The following is a 21,589-nucleotide window of genomic DNA, read 5'->3' on the forward strand; positions in this document are numbered from 1 at the left end:
TCAATCACAAAAAAAGAGAAGCTTCATCACAAAGCTTCTCTTTTTTATTTGCTCAACAGTACAACTTCTCACGAAGTCTACTTTCTAATTACTTTCTTCACCACTCTTCCTTTTGAAGTGTTGATATCCACAAAGTAAATTCCTGCTGAGACTTCCGATAAATCTAAGGTCATTGCGAAATTAGAAATTCTCACTTGACCCGATAACACAACTCTACCCGTATTGTCTCTTAATTGATAAGTTACGTCGCCTACCAGACTATCTCCGAAAATACTTATTTCAGAAGATGTTGGGTTAGGGTAAACAGAAACTGAATTTGATAATTCATCATCTTCAATCGCTGTAGGTTCATCAGGCTCAATTGAATACGTTAATTCATCAATATTGGCCTTCACAGTGAAAGTACCTGTCTCAGGTACCTCAATGTCTCCTCCTTCACCTTTAGCGACTTTTAATTTACCATCACTTTCGTGTCCCCATTGTCCACCGTTCCAATCTTTTTGGTCAATGAACTTGAAGATCTGTCCTTTTGTAAGAGCGGCATCCTCTAAATAGAATCCTCCTTCTCCATCAGATAACATTTCAATGGCATTAGCTGGATTCCATTCAATACCTAAAACATCACCTACAATATATAATTTCTTATTATTTTCAACGAAGTCAACAAATACTGGTCCCTCTGAAGCATCAGAATTTGCATCGTCAAATTTCAATGATAATTCATAAGGTTTTGCTTCATCACCTAATTCAAAGAAATCTTTAGGAACGAAAGAAGCAACATACTTATCACCCTCTTTCACCATATTCATTGATTTCTCATTCGTGATATTTCCTGAACCGTACTCATCCAAAATTAATCCCGCTGTCATTGAAATTGTTGTACCAAATTCTTGATCGCTACGAGCTGGGTTAAAATACACCTTGATTTCATCTTCTTCAACGAAGCCATATGGAGTTACTTCCACCATTGGAACGAATCCAGTAACCAATCCATCTGCTGGGTATTCTACTGCTTTATTTACTAAAACAATAAATTCTGAAGGGTTTAAAGTGATTGCTCCACTACCTGCATACTCTTTACCATTTTCAAAATAGCTATACCAAGTGTCACCGTCAGCACTAAAGTCATAAGTGTGTTCCTCTAATGCTTGTAACGTGAAGTTACCAATGATTCTTACTTTTGCATCTGCTCCATTTAAAGCGATTGTTTTCACTTCATCAGATAGATTATAAGTATAATCCGCATCTGCTAGAGCACCTAAGTTTTCATCATGTCTTAGTTTCAATAAAGCGGCATAAGTATCATACAATTGTTGACGAATTGCATCATTTTCAGTATCGAATTCTGAGATCAAAGGTTTTCTTGCTGTTCTATTACCTCCATCAATTTCACCTTGATATTCTACTTGATTGATCGATACATTGTAACCTACTTCACCATATTGCCAGATCATTTTTGGACCAGGTACCATGAAGAAGAATGCAGCAGCTAATTTCTCTCTGTCAATACCATTTTGAAGCACTTTTAAGTCATATGTTTGGTATCTTGATCCATAGTTTTCTGAATCGAAAATCAAACGTTCCTCATCATGTGATTCCATATAAGACATCACACCGTGAATTGGCATTCCTCTTTCTCTTGGTGATTGCCAAGAAATATTTTTGTTTCCGCCTTTTACAATGTCTCTGAAGTCATGGTTAATGTTACCCCATAATGAAATACCTGCATTTGCCAATTCTACTTCCTCTTCATTATCAGAAAGGTGCTCAAACACTACATACGCATTAGCATTTCTAGCAAGAATCTCATCTTTCATTCTTGTTAGTAAGCGTATTCTATCAGTATCTTTTTTACTTCCCCAGAAGTCATCCTCTCCTTTAATGTTATTACTAAAGCCTTTTGTAAAGTCAAATCTGAAACCATCTACATGATAATATTTCATCCAGTGTGCATTTACACTATCCACTAATGCTTGAGTGTACTTGCTTTCATGATCGAAATCTGCACCCCATTGTAAGCCTTCATTTTCAAAGTTAGATTCTTCATTGAACCATGGGTTATCAGCAGAAGGATCACCAAACTCACCATCAGTATTGTACATTCTGATCATTGGAGATGAATGGAAAGAGTGATTCAATACCAAGTCAATAATCACCGCAATACCTCTACCGTGTGCTTCGTCAATGAATTCCATCAACTTTGTTTTTGGTCCATAATATTTATCAGGAGCAAAGTAGAAGTTAGGATTATAACCCCAAGAATCATTGCCTTCAAACTCGTTTACTGGCATTAGGTGAATTGTATTTGCACCTAAATCCTTGATGTAATCTAATTTTTGAATTGCCTCTTCATACGTATCATTTGCTACAAAATCTCTGATATGCAATTCATAAACTACTGCTTCTGCTAAAGGTGCAGCTGTAAAGTCAGTGTTCTTCCAATCATAAGTAGGTTGGTTGATTTGTAAAACTGACGCTCTTTTGTCTGTTTTACCTTCAGGGTAAGCAATTAGATTCGGATATCTTTCATAATCTTGATTGATGTATTTATCATCATAAGGATCTGATACTTTTTCAGTATATGGATCTGCAATTTTTACAGTACCATCAATTAAATATTGATAGATATATTCAGCATCAGGATCTAAGTCTGTAAATGTGTACCACCAGTAGTTCTCCTCCGCTTCTTCGTCTAACTTCATTGGGTAAGCCGACAAATCACTCCAGTCATTGAAACTACCAATTACATTCACAAAATTCTTCTTTTGGGCTGGGTCTTGTAAGACTAATGTCACTTCTGATCCATTATAGTTAGGACCTAACAAAGTAGCATATGCAGGTCTATCAGCTTTTTCTACTGTTTTACCTACTACAAAATTTAATGTTTGCGCGTCTGTTAATCCTCCTGAAGATGCAGAAATTTCAATTTTCAAATCTCCTGCCGGAGCACTTTGAATTGTATGTGTGATTGAAGTTCCCTCAACAGATGCTACTTCAGTGTCATTGACTTTGATAACCAATTGTGAAGTTGCAGGAGAAGTCGCTTCGATTTCAACTTTATCACCTTCAACGAATAAATCTGTTTCTAAAGGTTTTACTACAGTAACCGATACAGCAAGATCTTCAATTGGAATTGATAAATCATTTGTTTTAGCGCTACCGTCAATTGTTTTTACCAAACCACCCACAGACTTGATAGAAGTTGGGCTGTCTGCAGCACCTAAAATTTCAGCGATATTGTTATAAGTATTCTCTCCCATTGTTATAGGGAAAGTAAACGAGAATACGTTGTCTGATTCCTTTTTAAGTTTAGCACCATCGGAAGAGGCACCCCAAGTACCGTTGGTTGCAAAATCTCCAACACCGTCACTCCATGCCCAAAGGTATAGATCATCATTACCAGCCACAGGTGTTCCTGAGACATCTATTGTGATAACAACATTTTCAGTTAAAACAGTTGATTTCTCTGGATTAGTTGTGACTTGCGCATTGGCCCAAAAAGGAATAGCCATAAGCACATAAGCAAGCCAAGCAGCTTTTTGTAAAAGTCTTCTCATAATGTAGTTTAAAAAGATTTCATTTTCATATTCTATGTTAAAGGTATGAATAACACTAAATATTTTCAAACATATAAACAATTGATTTTGTGTTAATTATTCGAAAACGGTAGCGCAATCGGTTGCGTTATTTTATAAAAAAAGAGGTCACTTAAAAATAGTTAAGTAACCTCTGAAAATAAATTTTATGATTGGTGTTGTAAGATGAAAATAAATTTTGATTCAATCTATTTACTAGTCATTCCAATCCTTTATTTTTGTATTAATTCATACTTCCAATTTGGAGCATCTGAAAGATCTAACTTCACTGTATATTCACCAGCTGTAGATATTGGAATATCTCCACCTCCATATTTTAATGAATTTGGCCCTTGGTCACCTGTACCTAAGTTTAAGTCCCAAGAGTGATTCGCTCTAAATTTCAAGTTACCTGTTGTTAAAGTTACATCAACAGACCATGTATTTGTCGCTCTATCGTAAACCATATCAGTATCATTTTTATCATTAGGAGCATCACCTGGCCATCCATTAGGTGTTGCGTCCCCAACAATTCTCCAAATAGATGCCTCGGCAGTATAAGAACCATCTGTTTCACCTAATTTAGCAATCAAACGATATTGAACTTGATCTCCAACACTACTAGGTACTCTACAAGCATCTGGATCATCGTCATTCGGTCCATTTCCTTTTTTAGGAATTATTGCTACTGGGTTATTCGTAGGAAGAGCAGACCCATTCGGCAAGCCATATTGTGAATCCCAATTTCCACTTTCAGTTAAAATCTTGAAGTTACCAGTTACTGGGTTACCATCTGCATCAGTTTGCAATGGCATATAACCTTCATAAGTATTATCAAAATTCACCGAAGCGAGACTATAAGTATCAGAATTATTGGTCCAATTATTAAAATCACCTGGAACGTAAACTCTTGGGTAATTAATAACTGAAAGATATGGCGTCATCTTAAAATTAATCCCTTCAGAAATTAAGGTATCAATATTAGCCGTCACCGTAGTACTGATTCTCGAATAGATTGTATGTTCTGTATCTACTGCTAAGCCTAATGCTACAGCTGCATTATTGATATCCTTTGTAAGTACGCCAAGTTGTGTATCACCTGTTGTTCCAAGAGATTGAGTATTTGCAAAATCCTCTGTATCTGACAAAAGAATCTCATAATTTCTTGCCAAGTTTAATCCATTGTATTTTGCTGGAGACCACTCAAAAGTGGCCGCTACTGAATCTGCACCTCCGTTTGCGGTATCTAGTGCTATCGTTGTTCCGGTGGTTGGAGATAAAATCTCGGCAGAGACGTTATTTTCGGAACCTGAGATTCTTGGTTCTGTTGAATCTTCACTACAAGCATAAATTGCAGCAAAAAGACCAATCAACAAAATCCCTTTATATATTTTTTTCATTGTTTTCAATTTTAATCCTATCAATTGACTTAATAACCTGGGTTTTGTTTCAAATTAGGGTTCGCTCCAATATCAGAGAATGGCAAAGGATAAATTTTAAACTTATCATCTACATCCTGTCCATTGAGTGCACCACCTTTATAAGGCCAGTTATAACCTTTTGTGTACACCCCAAAACGAATTAAATCTGATCTTCTTTGAGCTTCCCATGCTAACTCTCTTGATCTTTCATCAAGAATAAAATCAAGGTCCAAATCACTATCAAGAATGTTAGCCGCTTTTGCTCTTGTTCTTAAATCATTGACCTTTTGAAGGGCCTCTGCACGTGTACCTCCAGTACCTCCACGAAGTACTGCCTCAGCATACATTAAATTAGCATCTCCTAGTCTGAATAAAGGGAAATTGATATCTGTATAAGGTGTAGAACCATTGCTTCTACCCGGAGTATATACCTCAGTAGCAGCATCTCTTTCTGCATAAGATGGAGAATATAACCACTCTGTAGTGCCCCCTCTTACAATATTGGTCCATTTCACATATTTATAACCTTCAGTACCCCATTCAAAAGGAATCGAAACGTCAATATCTAACTCCGTTCCGTCATCACCTGTTGTAATGAAGAAACCTTTTCTCGCATCATTAGTGTTAGGATCATTTGTAGTGAGATTTTCAAATTTATTTACAAATGTGGAGGGTGCGATATTACCTTGCCAACCACCATTTGTACCCACAAACTTACCAGAAACATCACCACCAGAAGCTACCGCTACCATATAAGTTGTACCTCCAAAAGTCTGAGCAACAATACCATCTTGATTAATACTAAAGATAATCTCGTTCGTACACTTGTAATTATCAGCTTTGAAAAGATCTGCAAAAACTGGTTCTAGAGAGTACCCTGCTCCAAACACTTTATTAAGGTAAGTAATTGCCTCAGTATATTTTGGTGTATTAATATAAACCTCTGCGTTTAAGTAGATTCTTGCTAATAGCATCCATGCAGCTGCTTTATCTGCTCTACCAATTTCACCTGCTTTGGCATCCAAAAGGATGTTTTCATTATCATCTGCAGTTTCACCAATTACAGCTTTACATTCCGCTTCGATGTAATCAAATAAGAATGTTCTGTCCTTTTGTTCTGGATTAAATGCACCTACAGGGTCTGCTTCAGTTGTGAAAGGCATATTCGCAAAAAGGTCCATTGCATAATAATAAGTTAAAGCTCTCAGGAATCGTGCTTCTGCTCTTTGCGTTTTTAAATTAGCATCATCGATTCCACTCGTTTGTCTTAAAAACTCATTTGCATAACCCACTTGAAGGTTAATACGGTCATACATGTTTCTTACGGCCTCATTGTTGGCGGTATAAGAAAGTGTATTCATTTCATTTACCTCAACATCACCCCAAAAACAGACTACTTCATCCGTTGGTAATTCTTGAAGTACAAAGAGTCTTCTCAAGAACGAAGCTTTACCAGCATCATTTACAACAATATCAGAAGAACCTGGCCCTTCTTGACCTGTTAGGGTAAAACCACTGTATATTTTAGCCAACATTCCGGGTGCATTTTCCGGAGTCACTTGTGAGATTTCGTTTGGATCAATTGGCTTAGTATCCAAATCATTTACACAAGAAGCAAAAACGGCAATTGAACACGTCAACGCTAGGTATTTTGCAACTCTATTTATATTCTTTATCATTTTCTTTCAATTTTTTTAGAATCCAACATTAACACCTAAAAGGAATGTTCTTGCACGAGGATAAATGTTATTATCTACACCTTCTGGTATCTCTGGGTCAAGTCCTTTATAGTTTGTGATTACAAATACGTTATTCACTGTTGTATAAACTCTTAGGTTGATTTTACCATCTGCAAGATTATTGAAATTGTAACCTAACATGATGTTATCCAATCTAAAGAATGTTGCTTTCTGAACGTAGTAGCTTGATAATGGTAAGTTGTTATCATCACCAGTAAATTGAGTATCAAAATATGAAGTTGTTCTATTCGTCAAAACACTAAACTCATATAGGTTTCTTAATGCTCCATTTGCCGATTCAACATCATTGTAAACATAGTTTCCAATATTTGCTCTACCAGCCATTGAGAAATCCCAATTACCGTATGATACCTTAGTATTAAGACCTAAAATGAAGTCTGGCGCCACATACTTATTACTAATTCTATCTTCATTAGTGATTTGACCGTCTTCATTGTGATCTACATAAACTCCTTCAAGTGGCTTTCCATTTGAATCATAAACCTGTTCAAACACTAAGAAAGAGTTTGTTGGATTACCTACTCTCTGATACAGAACTTTTGAACCTGTACCTCTTGAAGGACCAGGACCTGTTGGTACACCTAAGAAGCCTTCTTGTTCGCCATTCGTTAACTTCGTGATTTCATTTCTGTTATATGTGAAGTTAAATCCAAAGTCCCAATGTAGTTTTGAGTTAGAAATAATCTTAGCATTCATACTTAACTCAATACCTTGGTTTGTTAAGTCACCAATATTGGTTGTTAACTCGTTATTCAAGTTAGATTGACCTGGAACAGGAATAGTGTTTAAGAGATCAAATGATTGTCTGTAGTAATACTCTAATGTACCAGTGATTCTATCATCCATAAATCCGAAATCTGCTGCAATGTTATAAGTTGCTGTTGATTCCCACTTGATTCTACTGTCGTAAGCTTGAGGTGCAATCGTTTGGTAACTTGTAAGGTTACCTTGTGCGTCATATACAGGATACTGCACTACATCTTGCCCAAAGGTATATCTAGGTTGTGAAATATAGTCTGAACCTACATCTTGCTGACCTGTTACACCATAACCTAATCTTAGTTTTAAAGTACTTACGGCATCAGAAGTTTCTAAGAAACTCTCTTTCTTCATGTTCCATGCAAATGCAAGTGCCGGGAATACCCCCCAACGTGTATCAGGTGAGAACCTTGAAGTACCATCATATCTTAATGTCACTGTCAATAGATATTTCTGTAAATAAGAAACATTGGCACGACCAAAGAAAGAAACTAGATAACGTTCTGTTGCGAAAGCTTTATCAACGTCAATACGAGAACCTGAAACGTTGGCTGAATAATCATAACCACTACTCTTGAAGTACTGCCATGAATAACCAAGCATTGCATCTATATTAAAGTCTCCTACTTCCTTGTTGTACTGGAGATAAAAATCTAAGAGTCTATTATCTCTCGTTTGATTGTAAGTACTCCTCTTACCACCATCACCTGCGGCATAATCTCCTGCAAAGTTTGTAGGTGTATTATTATGACCATCACTATAAGAGTAGTCATACCCTACGTTCAAGTTGGCTTTTAATTCCGGTAAGAAGTGGAATTTATAATCCAATTGGATATTACCAATCGATCTATTCACCTTACCTCTATTATCAACTTGTTCCAAAAGTGCTACAGGGTTTCGAGTAGCATTTACTTCTGGATTACCGTCTGGTGCTGTCCAAGTATAGTAGCCGCCAAACTTCTCGTTTCCATCTCTTACAGGTTTTGTAGGATCGAAACTCACTGCGTTACCCAATGCACCACCTGCATCTGCAAATCTTGAATTGGAAATATTTCCTTTCAAATTCAAACTCACTGCTAAATGATCATCAAAAAACTTTGGATTCACTGAAATTGCTCCAGAGAATCTTTCCATGTTTGATGTTTTTACGATACCGTTTTGGTTGGTATAACCTATTGATACCCTATACGGGACATCCTTAATAGCACCTCCTACGGATACACTATGGTCTGTAGAAACGGCTGGTGCTAATACTTCATTTTGCCAATCCGTATCATCAGTACCTAATCTTGATACGGCTTCACTTCCTTCACCATATACTTGTGTTACCAAATCTCTAAATTGACTAGCCGACATCACATCGATTGTTTTTGGTGCAGTCGCTACAGATACATTACCTGCATAATCAATTTTCATTTGACCAGAAGAACCTTTTTTGGTTGTGATAATTATGACACCATTTGAGGCTCTTGAACCATAGATTGCTGTTGCAGAAGCATCTTTCAGTACCGTGAATGTCTCAATATCATTTGGGTTAATTGATGATAAAGGATTGGCTTGCCCTCTTACCTCTCCATTATCTACGGGTACTCCGTCAATTACAATCAAAGGATCATTGGATGCCGAAAGTGAAGATCCACCACGAATTCTAATCGTAGCACCAGCACCAGGTTCACCTGAATTAGTGGAGATATTTACACCTGCCACTTTACCTTGTAGTTGTTCTTGAGGTGAAGTAATCGCTCCCTGGTTAAAGTCGGAAGCATTTACAGCGGCCACTGAACCAGTAGCATCTTCTTTCTTCACACTACCATAACCAATGACAACCACTTCATCAAGTTGTTCAGCGTCCACTTCCAATGCAAAGTCGATAATGGATTGATTACCCACACTGACTTCTTGTGTCTTGTAGCCGATGTAACTTACTACTAAGGTAGTTTCTCCTTCAGAGAGCGTAATTTTATACTCTCCGTCAAAGTTAGTTGTCCCCCCTTTTGTAGTACCTTTTACTAATACAGCTACTCCCGGTAGTGGGTCACCATTTTCATCTACTACCTTACCACTTAATGTTCTCTCTTGGGCAAAAGTTACAATAGAGAACATAACAAGTAGCAACGTTGTAGCATAACGCCATGTAGAATTAATGCTCATTTTCATACTTATACAGTTAGACAAATAGACAAGTACTTTTCAATTCAATAATTCTTCTAAAGGTTAATAAAATAAGGCTTTGTTCCATTTGTAACTCTTATTGAGAAATAGTCTTCAGAACAATTATATCTTAGAAAAGTACAATTAGCAAATATTGTTTTACACATTATTGCCTACGCAAAATAGTCACTTAATTATTTAAGACAAAATGATATTTTTTTAGTTTATTTAAATTTCACCAAAAAAAATACACGTCAATAACACTAAACACGAAACAAATTGTAACAATTTTAAAAAATTTATATTCTGATTTACAGACTTATAATGAAATTAAATTTCAAAAAACTTCTAATAGTTAAAAAAATGAATATTTTAATACAATTTTAACATTTAACTTCTCTTTGGGTTTTAGTTCAAAAAATAGAAAAACATTACATTGCCCATAACATAAAACAATAAAATCGTTTTTATCAAAAAAACACAAATTACACACAATATTCAATTTCAATCGGTTGCGCTAATTTTTTCTTTTTTTTTGTTAAGAATAGGTCATTTCATAGTTATTCTATATATTTTCAAAAAACAGTACAATTTTGAACGAAATTCAACTATAAAATAGAAGTATGAGAAAAGGGCAATACACGATGCAAGACATCGCCAATGAACTTGGCATTTCTAAATCTACTGTCTCCAGAGCTCTAAAAAATCACCCAGATATCAGTCAAGATACTAAAGACGCTGTTCACAAACTTGCCAAAGAAAAAGATTACCAACCTAACTCTCTGGCTTTGAGTTTAAGACACAATAAATCTTTTGTGTTAGGTATAATAGTTCCAGAAATAGTACACGACTTTTTTGCGAATGTAATCTCTGGAGTTCAGAAGGTAGCCTATAACGAAGGGTACAATGTTATGATCTGTATTTCTAATGAATCTACCGAACAAGAAATTGTAGATACAAAAGCAATGTTCTCTAGCAGAGTCGACGGACTACTTATTTCAAGAACCAAAGAATCTAACGATTTATCGCATTTAAAAAGCATTGTCAACAAAGGTGTTCCTTTAGTAATGTTTGACCGAGTATCTGAAGAACTCAACGTAAGTAAGGTGATTACTGATGACTTCCAAGGTGCTTACATGGCAACGGAACATTTGATAAAGCAGGGCTGTAAAAATATTATTCACTTAAGTGGGCCTGATAATCTTGCTATTGGCAGAAATCGTAAAAATGGTTATTTGGCTGCTTTGAAGGATTATAATATCGAGGTAGATGAAAATATGATCATTCCTTGTCCAAAAGGTGACTTAGATGAGGGTAAGACAACGATGTACGACATCATAGACCAAAAGATTGAATTTGACGCCGTATTCGCAAATAATGATGTAACGGCAATTGGGGCTATGAACGCAGCCAAAGAAAAAGGGCTTTCAATTCCTAACGATGTTTCTGTGATTGGTTTTGGTGATTGGCGTTTATCTCAGTTGTTAGACCCACCTTTATCTTCTATTGAGCAATCGGGGGTAGATATTGGAGTAACAGCTGCCAAATTACTATTAGAGCAAATTCGTGCAGAAGAGAAAGATGAAGACTTCACACCAAGAACAGAAGTGGTAGAAAGCCATCTTATTAAAAGAGGGTCAAGTATTCATAGTTAGAAAGGTTACAAAAACTGTAATTGCTTCTTAAAACATATTTATAGGGTGTTTGAATTTCCTTTTAGAAGGCCGTTTTAATTTCAAACATGCTCTTATCACTGTATTATTAAAAACGAGTTGTCAAAAAACAGCTCGTTTTTTGCTTATTGCTTTTTAGAATTTTTATTTTACTATTGAATTAAGTTGAAATGAAGAAAATAGATTTTGATTCATTCAACCTTTCATATCGAATTTCTCTACTTTTTAAATAGAATTTTACTCTTTTATCACACCACTCTAATGAGAAAAGTACTCCTCCATATATTATTATTAGTAAGTTCTCTAGCTAATGCCCAACAATATAATATTACCAAGTTTACTATTAATAATGGTCTTGTTCAAAACAACTGCGTTGCCTTACAGCAAGGAAAATATGGCAGTATTGTGATTGGCACAATAGAAGGAGGAATTAACATCAATAATAGTCAATCATTTTACACCATTGATGCTAAGCAAGGTCTATCCAACAATTTCGTTTTTGATTTTGCAAGCGATGAACATAATAATATTTGGGTAGCAACGGCTAATGGTGTCAATTTACTTTCCGATAGAAAGGTATTTAATTATCTCATCAATGATAGCATTCCTTTTGGGGTAAGAAATATTGATTATGACATTAAAAATAAAACGGTTTGGGGGATTACAACCTCTTTTTCATTGTTTAAGCTTAATGCAAAATTCAACAAAAAATCTTTTCACTATCCACTGAGGAAAAACACGAAGTATTCTTGTATCTCTACCGATGATGATGGTAATATGTGGGTAGGTACAATTAAGGAAGGGATCTTAATCGTCAAAAACGATTCTGTTCAACGCCATATCAGGCTTCCTGGTAATATAAAAGCAATTCAACATCTGTCGAATGAAAAAGTAGCAATTGGCACCGACAATGGTGTATGGATATTACATAAAAATCAACAGGAATCACCCATCAGAATTCTAAATAGAAAAAAGATTCTTTCTCTTTTTGAAAGTAAAGACGGAACACTATGGGTAGGAACAAGGAATAATGGTGCTTTCGCTTTCAAAGACGAACAACAAATCCATCATCTTAATTACGAGAACGGATTAGACAGGCATATTAATAATATATGCGAAGATGAAGAACAAGGTCTATGGTTTGCTACTCCCAATGGATTGTTTCGCTTGAACAATAATATTTATACCTTTTTTGGAGAAGGAGTTCAAATTAATGGTAAAGTACTTGATACTTACCAAGCAAAAGACAACACCCTTTTTGTAGGCACGGAAGAAGATATCATTATATTAAAAGAGGAAAAATTCAGTACAAAAATCCCACTACCAGTATCCGTTCGATATTTAAATATGACCGAAAATCTTCAAGATCATTTGATTATTGGTACTGACAAGGGTGTTTTTAGATACGCAGACACTCAATGGATAAAATTAACAGATCCTTCGCATGAAGAGTTTTTAAATAGCCCTACTTCTTTTTTCAAGAAAAAAGGAAAGCTTTACGCCGTGTTGATCAATCATATTTTTGAGGTTACTGATACTTCATTAGACTATGTAAAAGACTATTCAAAAGACCTGAGAAGTTCTAGAGTATCCAAAATTGCCATTTCACCAAAGGACTCAACATTATGGTTAGGCACTAGAGGACGAGGTTTGATTCATATTGATAATAATTTTGAGATCATCAACACTTTCCAACCTAACAATAAATCTCTCCCTTCTAATTACGTCAACGATTTGGTATTTGATCAACTTAATAACTTATGGATTGGTACCACAGGTAGTGGACTTTGTAAATTACATGAAGGAGCAGATATGGCTATTTCTTTTCAAGATGAAAAGCTTTCATCTACCAATATCTATTCGGTAGAAGTAGATAAGAAAGGAAATATATGGGCCGGTAGTAACAATGGCATCAATCATTTGGTCGGCTTGAACAATGACATAGTCAAGGTAGAAAAATATGGCACTGCCGAAGGTTTCAATTCATTGTCTTATACTAAAAGTAGCGCCTCTAAAGATAAATATGGCAACTTATGGTTTGGAACCGATAATGGTGTTGTGAAAATCAACCCTACCAAAAGCGTATATAGTATGGTCCCTCCAGTGATTGTATTTGAGGACCTGCAAATGTTTTCTGAAGATTTTCCTTGGGAAGATTACAGCGAAGGCATCGACAAAAAATCACACTTACCTATTAACTTACAGCTACCAAGTAATTACAATCATATTACAATCAATTTTGTTGGGATTTCCATGAATGTCCCATCTAAAATTAGATACAAATGGAAGCTTATTGGGTACGAAGAATATTACCATCCTTTGTCAGAAAATAGCCAAGCCATTTATTCAAACCTTCCTCCTGGCGATTATATTTTCAGCCTTCAAGCTGTCAATGCAAGAGGAATAGCCTCCCCTATCAATGAAGAATTTCAGTTTACCATTGAGAAGAAGTTTTTCCAGAAGAGAAGCGTAAGAGCCATCATCACATTACTGATTATTATTTTCATCTTCTATCTTTTCTATTCTTCATTAAGAAAGGAAAGAATCAAGAAAGAAACCTTACAGCAAAAAGTAGATGAACGAACACAGGAATTTAGAAATGAGAGAGAGAAAGTAGAAAAGGCAAAAGATGAAATTGAAAAGAAAAGTAATCAGCTAAAAGAAATCAATGACAGAATGCAAGGGAGTATTAAATATGCGGCCAATATTCAAGATGCGATCATTAGCTGTGATGGTACTTTCCCGAAGTTATTCCCCAAATCCTTTAACCTAAGCATTACTAAAAGTGAGGTAACAGGTGATTTTATTTGGATCAGAGAAAACGAAAAATACATCTTTTTACTACTTATCGACTGTACTAACCATGGTGTTCCAGCTGCTTTTATATCTATTGTTGGAAATCAGTTACTTGATGAATTAGTGAGAGATAACCCTAATATCAGAAGTGCCGATTTATTAACCAAATTGGATCAAAACCTCAAAATTGCATTAAAAATCCATGAAAATAACGAAATAAGTGACGGTATGGATGTGGCAGTATGTAGATTTGAGAAAGGAACAAGAAACTTGAATTTTGCTGGAGCACGAAGACCGTTAATAATTGTTGAAAATGGTGAGCTAAAGACAATCAAAAGTAATTTCTGCAGTATTGGTATTATCTTTAATGATGTTGAACCGGCTTTTGATAACTTTGACTTTGAATTGAGTGAAGATGCTATTCTTTATTTATTTTCAGATGGCTTTTCGAGTCAATTTAATGCTCAAGGTGAAAAATTTAAAAAAGTACAGTTCAAAAATTTACTTTTTAAGTTATCTTCGCTTCCGTTTACAGAACAATGTAATACACTTCATTCAACCTTCCATAAATGGAAAGAAGGCACAGAGCAGGGGGATGATATGATGGTTGTTGGATTCAAATATGAAACAAATTATGCTGAAAGCACAAGGGATCACAAAATCATACGGGAAACTGAACGTATTGAAAGAAATTGATCTAGAGATAAAACAAAACGAAATAGTATCTATTATGGGTGCTTCGGGAGCAGGAAAGAGTACTTTACTCCAAATATTAGGTACTTTGGACTCTCCTAATACGGGTAAGGTATGGATCAATAATACAGAAGTTACTTCGTTACACGGTGACGATTTGGCCAAATTCAGGAATGATAAAATTGGGTTTGTATTTCAATTTCACAACCTTTTACCTGAATTTACTGCATTAGAGAATGTTTGTATGCCTGCACTAATTGCCGGTAAAAAAATGAGTGATATTGAGGAAAAGGGCCGAAAACTCATGAACCAATTGAATATTGGTGAACGATGTGATCACAAACCCACTGAAATGTCAGGTGGAGAACAACAAAGGTGTGCAATTGCCAGAGCTTTAATCAACGATCCTCTTATCATTTTTGCCGACGAACCTAGTGGTAATTTAGATTCAAATAATGCTGAAGAACTCCATAAATTATTTATTGAGTTAAGGGATAAAATGAATCAAACTTTTGTCATTGTTACGCATAATCATCAATTAGCAAAAATGGCAGATCGACAATTATGGATAAGTGACGGCACCATGAATTTGGATAGTTCCACTCTTTAACGCTGTAAATGAGCACTGATGATAAAGCAAATAATAACCCAGAGGACGAAAAGGAAGTAAAGAAAAAAGTCCGTACAAAAAGAAGTCTAGCAAGGCGGCTAACCAATCTTTTTGTCATTTTTTCGATTGCTTTTGTAACGTTGTTTCTCAGCCTTATTATCAGTCTTCATATCATCTTACAATATTACCCTGATGAGTTTATCGGAGGAGCCATCAAAGAAAGTGTTACAAGGGGAACTCAGAAAAAGTATTCGCTGGATTATGATAAAATCCACGTAAAACTTATTTCAGGATGGTCAATACATGACTTTCTTTCAAGTGGTTCCATTACATTAATCAATCCTGAATTTACTCCCGACAGTGCATATATTGCCTTCAATGACAGCGTTCCATTAGGTCAAAAGAAAAATCTAGTTAAGGTCAAACTCAATAAATTTGAATTACAAAACTTCTCTATTCTAAGAGCCGTTTTTCAAAAGGAAATATACATTGGTAATGTCCTTCTTGATTCTGCCGATATAGAAATACACAAATATAAAATTGAAGGACAAAGGAAAAAGGAAGCTTTTGCGAATAAAACGCTCACTGAAACCCTAAATAGTTTATTTTACCAAAATAAAGAAAACCTCAAACGCTATAGGATTGGTAATGTGATGACCATTAATTCTTCCTTGAATTATTTTGATCACACTCAAAAAATCAAGCAACAAATCGCTTTAGATGAAATCTCAATCACACTAAAAGATATTTACTTAGACTCTCTTACGCTTGAGCAAAAAATGTTACCTCTTCATGTGGGTGATTTAGAGTTTAACACTAGAAATATAAAACTTGAATTAAAAGATTCTCCTTTTGGTATCAGTTTGGGAAAAATTGACTTCTCCACTATTGATAGTTCTTTATTGGTTTTCAACACATCATTGTACAGAATTAATGAAGGCATAGACAAAAAAATACCTATTAATAATGCGACTATTCCACTGCTTTCTTTGGAAGGTTTGGACATACGCCGTTTCCTTTTTGACAGCAGTCTATACATCAAAGAATTATCAATTGTAAAACCACAAGTAGAATTAACACTTCACTCCTCTGGAGCGAAGGGGAAGAAAGGCAAAACACCTGAACTCCCTAAATTTCTGAAAGAAATCAGCATTCAAAAATTTCATCTTGAAAGTGCTAAAATCCCTTTCGAAACGAATAAATTAGGAAAAAGGCAAGTCAATGACATCTCCATTAATATTGATGAAATAGCGATTAATGATGAGATCTTAAAAGAGAAAATACCGGTTGGCTATCAAAACTTTGATGTAAAACTGAAATACCAAAGATGGGATTTTGATAATAAGCACTATGCTAAGGTAGGAGGACTATATTATCACTCAAAGTGGCAAAAGCTCTATTTATATTCCCCTGCCTACAAACCTATTGGCAATGTACCGGATTCTACTTCTCAAACGTACATTAGTGCTCAGGCTAAGAAAATCACTTTAAACAGAGTCGACTATAATTTCTTCCTTCAAAATCCATTAGACTCGCTTTTCGCTTACAATCATTTATTGATTGACGATCTAAAAACAGAGGTTTGGCTTCCCACTCATCCTATTGAAAAGGTGAATAAGGAGAATAAAAAGAAAAAAAATATTTCAATTGCCTTAAACTCCACGCTTTTGAAAGATGGAGAACTAACCATCAACATTCCAAAAGAAAAGAAATACAAAGATCAGCTGACCATTCAAGATATCGAACTTGATGTTGATTCTTTACACCTTCCATTACTTCAACCCAAGTATTTTAAAATCCATAAAGCTAATGTCGATTTTAAATATATCAGTTTACCTCAGATCAATAACTATGATTTTCTGATTGAGGAAATGGCGTTTACCACCAATGATAGTTCATTGGCTATTGCCGGCTTAAATATATCAACAGAAGATTCCACGGCATCTAACTTGAATATTGAAAGCTATGTCCAAGGCGTTCATTTTAGTCATATCACCTGGCGAAAGTATTTATTTTCTGACTCTTTGATCATTGATGACATCTTTGTAGATATACCAAGTTCTGATATTGAGATTCCACTTAAGAAAGCTATTGCATCAACAAAAAACATCACAAAGGACAGTCTTAATAAAATTACACCCAAAAAAGCTGCCCCATTCAAATACCTTATGGTGAATGACTTTCACTTAAGAAAAGGACCTTTAACTATTACAAAAGAAGATACAGGGATTTTAGGTAGAAGCGAAAGTATGGGCGTCGACATTGTCGGCTTTACTTTAGAAGATAAAAAATTTGATTGGGAAGACATCAACTTTGTGGTAGAAGATATTTACGTTCCCATCCGATCTATTAACCACAAATCCTCTATAGATAAGATAAGCCTCAACGTCGAAAAGCAAACTTTAAAAATTAAAGGAACAGCACTCACTCCTATCGATCAAGACAATCAGATGTTTATTAAGGCATTGACAGGAATCGACAACATCAATATAGATGGGCTTGACCTTCGAATGCTAAAAGATATTCAACAACTCAATGCTGATCAGATCGGTATTGATGGTGTAAGAGGAGTAATAGCGATTGATGAAAGATGGAAACCTGAAAGTGATACCACTGCTACAAAATCAGAAAATCAGAAGGAGTTTCTTAAATATTTAGGAATTGAAAATATAAACCTCAGGCTTGATGATTTTGCACTTTTGCATACAGATCAAAAAGGGCAAGAAAGCTATCTTACATTTTTTGGTGGAGAACTCGATGTACACGAGTTGCGTTCTAAAGCATCTGCACAAAAAAACATCGGAGACATAAGGCCAAAAAATATTTTTCTAAAAATGAAAGGTTTACAATATGAAAGGGATATTTCTCCTTATGTCATTTCATCCAGTGAACTTGTGATCGACTCAGGTGGTGATTCTATCCTTATTTCTGAAGCGAATATCCTCCCAAAAATGGGCTCTAAGTCTGTAGGTATCATTGATTCACTTTTCTTACTGCAAGTAGAAGAACTTCAGATAAAAGGAGCAGGTTTAAAATCATTCGCTTATGACAAAAAAATAGATATTGATACGATTTATACTAAAAAAATTAGCTATCTAAATCCTGCAAAAACCAAAAAAGTCAAAAAAACAGGAACTTTTGCTGAGAAAAACTTCCCCAAAGAAAAGGTCGTTGCACTTTTAGACAATTTTGAAAGTATAGCCATCGATTATATACAGGTTGATAGCAGTTCTGTTTCATTTAGAAGTCCCTCAAAAGACAATAATAGAAAAAACATCTCCCGTCTGATGAGAAGAAAAAGGACGGAAACCCCGCTAAATAGTACTGAATTAAGCCCTAAGGAATTAAATAAATACAGCAAAAAGACCAATCGAATTAGTAATAACAAACGTTATTCAAAGGAAAAGAAAAAACTATTGATTGATAATATTCTTGCTGAAACGAAGGGCAATCCAATCGATGTCTACACCCTTGCCCCTACGGAGGATTCACTGGAACGTCTTGAACATCAGAAATCATTTCAGAGTGTTTATAATGAAAACAGTATAAAAGACATTAACCTAAAAATTGAAGGGGTTTACATCAACCAAGAAACAATACAATCAGAAAGAGATTATATCAAACTAGGACGAATTAATTTAAACCTTGGTAAAAACATTTTCAACCTCAACAATGGAATGTATGCCATTGGATTTGATTCTCTCCACTTCAATAATCATTATGAAGATGTTTATCTCAAAAACTTTGCTTTAGTTCCTAGATACTCTAAAAAGTTATTTGGTATCGTCAATGAATATCAAACCGATAGAATTGAAATTGGTATTGATGACTTATTATTAAGGGGCTTTCACTTTAAAAACTATTTATTTACTGATCATATACATTTAAACGGTGTTGAAATTGACCGTTTGAATCTGTCAGCTTATAGAGATAAGACTGTACCTGTTGACCCTAACAAAAAGAATCCAAAAATGATCCACACCATTTTTGAAGAAACTCCTTTAGCATTTAGGCTCGACACCATTACCATTACAGACAGTCATATTAATTATGAAGAGTATAAAGGAAATATAAGAGCAAAGTCGGAAGATCAAGAACTAGAAGGTAAATCTGGACAATTCCAGTTAAATGATTTTACAGGACAAATTTTCAACATTACGAATGACACAGCTAAACTAGCGGATGACCCATACATGGAAATGTATGTCAAAGGTATTTTGATGGAAGAAGGTGGTGAATTAAAGATGTATTTTAGAATCCCTCCATTAGACAGTCTTGGCACCTATTATTATGAAGGAGAAGTAGGTAAAATGGACTTGATTAAACTGAATCCGCTTGTTGAAAGATTAGAGCTCGTAAAAATAAAAGATGGCAACCTGAAGAGAATGTATTTTAAGGTATTAGCTGACGATAGTGTGGCCATGGGAAATATGCAATTCAGGTATAAAAACTTGGAAGTGGATGTTTTGAAAGATAAGGCTAAGAAAACAGGTGAGCTCAAAAGAAGGGCCTTTTTAAGTTCGGTTGCAAATCTTTTAATAAGAGAAGAAAACCCTCGTTTCCCTTCCATGAAGCAAGGGCATATTTATTATGAAAGAGATACTACAAAGTTTATCTTTAACTTCTGGGTAAAAACAGTCTTAACCGGAGTAGCAAGTACTCTATCACCACTAATGGAGCCCGAAATCCCTAAAAAGGATAAGGCTACTAAAATGGAAATTAGGTATATTGAAAAAAATACTAAACGTAAAAATAGATTAAAAGGACCCCTCAAAAAGGTCTATTAGATTACAGTAAAAATGAAAAAGTACCTCTACATCAGCATTGGAGTAATTGGATTTATATTTTTGATGTGGCTTTTCCCGAAAGTCAATAGAAGAACAATTACAGCTACAGTAAATAAGACAGAAAGAATAAGAGGCTCTGTCAAAAATGGAGATCAAAAGCTAGATAAATACCTTATCTACACACTGGATAAAAACGAAAAACCTCACACTTTTGAAAATACAGATACGTGGATTTGGTTTAAATTCAACTCTTCTGATGTTTATGCTAAAATCCAAGATGGAGAAACATATGACTTCAGCATAGTAGGATTTAGAATTCCATTTCTCTCTATGTATCCTAATGTTATTAGTGTTGAAAAAGTAAAACAATAACCAAACTTAAGTTTTTTAATCATGAAATTTCTAAGTATTAATTTCCTAGTTTCAATCTTTCTAATCGCAGGAATTATCTCTTGTGGTACAACTTCAGAAAAAAAAGAAGATCACACTCATAAACATGAAGAAGGTACAGGGCATAGCCACGGCGATGACCACGAACACCATCACGGACACAGTCACAAATCTGAAAGCATGATGTTAAGCGATGGTAGCTACAAAGTAGATACTGAGAAAAGTTTCATCAAATGGACAGGTAAAAAGATTACTGGAAGTTCTCACTACGGTAAATTAAAGCTGGCTTCTGGTACTGTAGCTGTAAGCGAAAATCAAATTTCAACAAATAGCGAATTCAATATTGACATGACTACCATTAGTGTTGATGATATTCCTGCTGATGACAAGTTGAACAAAAAATTAAAAGGACATTTGGAGAATAATGATTTCTTCAATGTGACTGAGTTCCCTGCTGCAACATTTAAAATCAATAAAATTGCAAAAGGTGAAAAAGAAGGAATGATTGACGTGACGGGTGACCTTACCATCAAAGGTATCACTAACAGCGTATCTTTCCCTGCTCATATCATGAACCACGACGGTACAATCCATGCTATGGCTGACATTTCTTTTGATAGAACGAAATATGATATTAAATATAAATCTAGTTCTTTTTTCAGTGATTTAGGTGATAAAGCCATCAACGATAAAATCGAATTAGAATTGCATTTATATGCTCAGAAATAAAAAATCTCACCCTTCTAAACTATTTTTTAAAAACGGCTAAAATATATCGAATTTTCATTATTTCAACCTGACTGTATCAATATTGCAAAATAGGCTATAATTAAATTGTATATACCTAAGTATCAAGACTTGAACGTAAAATACAAAAATTCCATAGAGTTCTAATTTTTACATTTTTTCTTGGTTAATTAATATTTATTTTGTTATTTAGTAAATGAAAACAGCAATAAGAAATAGTTTTTGGG

General features: G+C 34.9%; 10 protein-coding genes. 6 read left to right on the top strand and 4 right to left on the bottom strand.

What is annotated here, in order from left to right:
- Positions 1 to 77: 77 nt before the first annotated feature.
- The 4 genes from PL77_RS30970 to PL77_RS23580 all read right to left on the bottom strand — a co-directional run bounded on the left by PL77_RS30970 (position 78) and on the right by PL77_RS23580 (position 9,666).
- Positions 78 to 3,557 carry an alpha-amylase family glycosyl hydrolase gene (locus tag PL77_RS30970; protein WP_052444671.1) on the bottom strand — a complete coding sequence of 1,160 codons (3,480 nt, stop codon included), beginning with the start codon at positions 3,555 to 3,557 and terminating at the stop codon, positions 78 to 80.
- 251 nt (positions 3,558 to 3,808) lie between these two features.
- Positions 3,809 to 4,975: a SusE domain-containing protein gene (locus PL77_RS23570; RefSeq protein WP_044210952.1), complete on the bottom strand. Its 1,167-nt coding sequence runs from the start codon at positions 4,973 to 4,975 to the stop codon at positions 3,809 to 3,811.
- Positions 4,976 to 5,004: 29 nt separating this feature from the next.
- Positions 5,005 to 6,675, bottom strand: a complete 1,671-nt coding sequence (locus tag PL77_RS23575; protein WP_052444672.1) for a RagB/SusD family nutrient uptake outer membrane protein — start codon at positions 6,673 to 6,675, stop codon at positions 5,005 to 5,007.
- Positions 6,676 to 6,690: 15 nt separating this feature from the next.
- Positions 6,691 to 9,666, bottom strand: coding sequence for a TonB-dependent receptor (locus tag PL77_RS23580; protein WP_216595936.1), 2,976 nt, complete (start codon positions 9,664 to 9,666; stop codon positions 6,691 to 6,693).
- A gap of 623 nt (positions 9,667 to 10,289) precedes the next feature.
- On the opposite strand from PL77_RS23580, the gene PL77_RS23585 reads away from it, so the two are divergent.
- The 6 genes from PL77_RS23585 to PL77_RS23610 all read left to right on the top strand — a co-directional run bounded on the left by PL77_RS23585 (position 10,290) and on the right by PL77_RS23610 (position 21,344).
- A complete protein-coding gene (locus PL77_RS23585) occupies positions 10,290 to 11,321 on the top strand; it encodes a LacI family DNA-binding transcriptional regulator (protein WP_044210956.1) in 1,032 nt (343 codons plus the stop codon).
- Positions 11,322 to 11,600: 279 nt separating this feature from the next.
- Entirely contained in the window at positions 11,601 to 14,831 is a 3,231-nt protein-coding gene (locus tag PL77_RS23590; protein WP_044210958.1) for a two-component regulator propeller domain-containing protein, read from the top strand.
- Positions 14,770 to 15,438 (top strand): ABC transporter ATP-binding protein, encoded by a 669-nt coding sequence (locus tag PL77_RS23595; protein WP_044210968.1) that lies wholly within the window; start codon positions 14,770 to 14,772, stop codon positions 15,436 to 15,438. The genes PL77_RS23590 and PL77_RS23595 overlap by 62 nt, the downstream gene beginning before the upstream one ends.
- An 8-nt stretch (positions 15,439 to 15,446) precedes the next feature.
- Positions 15,447 to 20,225: a hypothetical protein gene (locus tag PL77_RS23600; RefSeq protein ID WP_044210959.1), complete on the top strand. Its 4,779-nt coding sequence runs from the start codon at positions 15,447 to 15,449 to the stop codon at positions 20,223 to 20,225.
- A 12-nt stretch (positions 20,226 to 20,237) separates the two neighbouring features.
- Positions 20,238 to 20,597 carry a DUF1523 family protein gene (locus tag PL77_RS23605; RefSeq protein ID WP_044210961.1) on the top strand — a complete coding sequence of 120 codons (360 nt, stop codon included), beginning with the start codon at positions 20,238 to 20,240 and terminating at the stop codon, positions 20,595 to 20,597.
- A 21-nt stretch (positions 20,598 to 20,618) separates the two neighbouring features.
- Positions 20,619 to 21,344 (top strand): YceI family protein, encoded by a 726-nt coding sequence (locus PL77_RS23610; protein WP_052444673.1) that lies wholly within the window; start codon positions 20,619 to 20,621, stop codon positions 21,342 to 21,344.
- Positions 21,345 to 21,589 lie beyond the last annotated feature (245 nt).

The organism is Flammeovirga sp. OC4, from assembly GCF_000812565.1.
In the GTDB taxonomy this organism is placed as follows: Bacteria; Bacteroidota; Bacteroidia; order Cytophagales; family Flammeovirgaceae; genus Flammeovirga.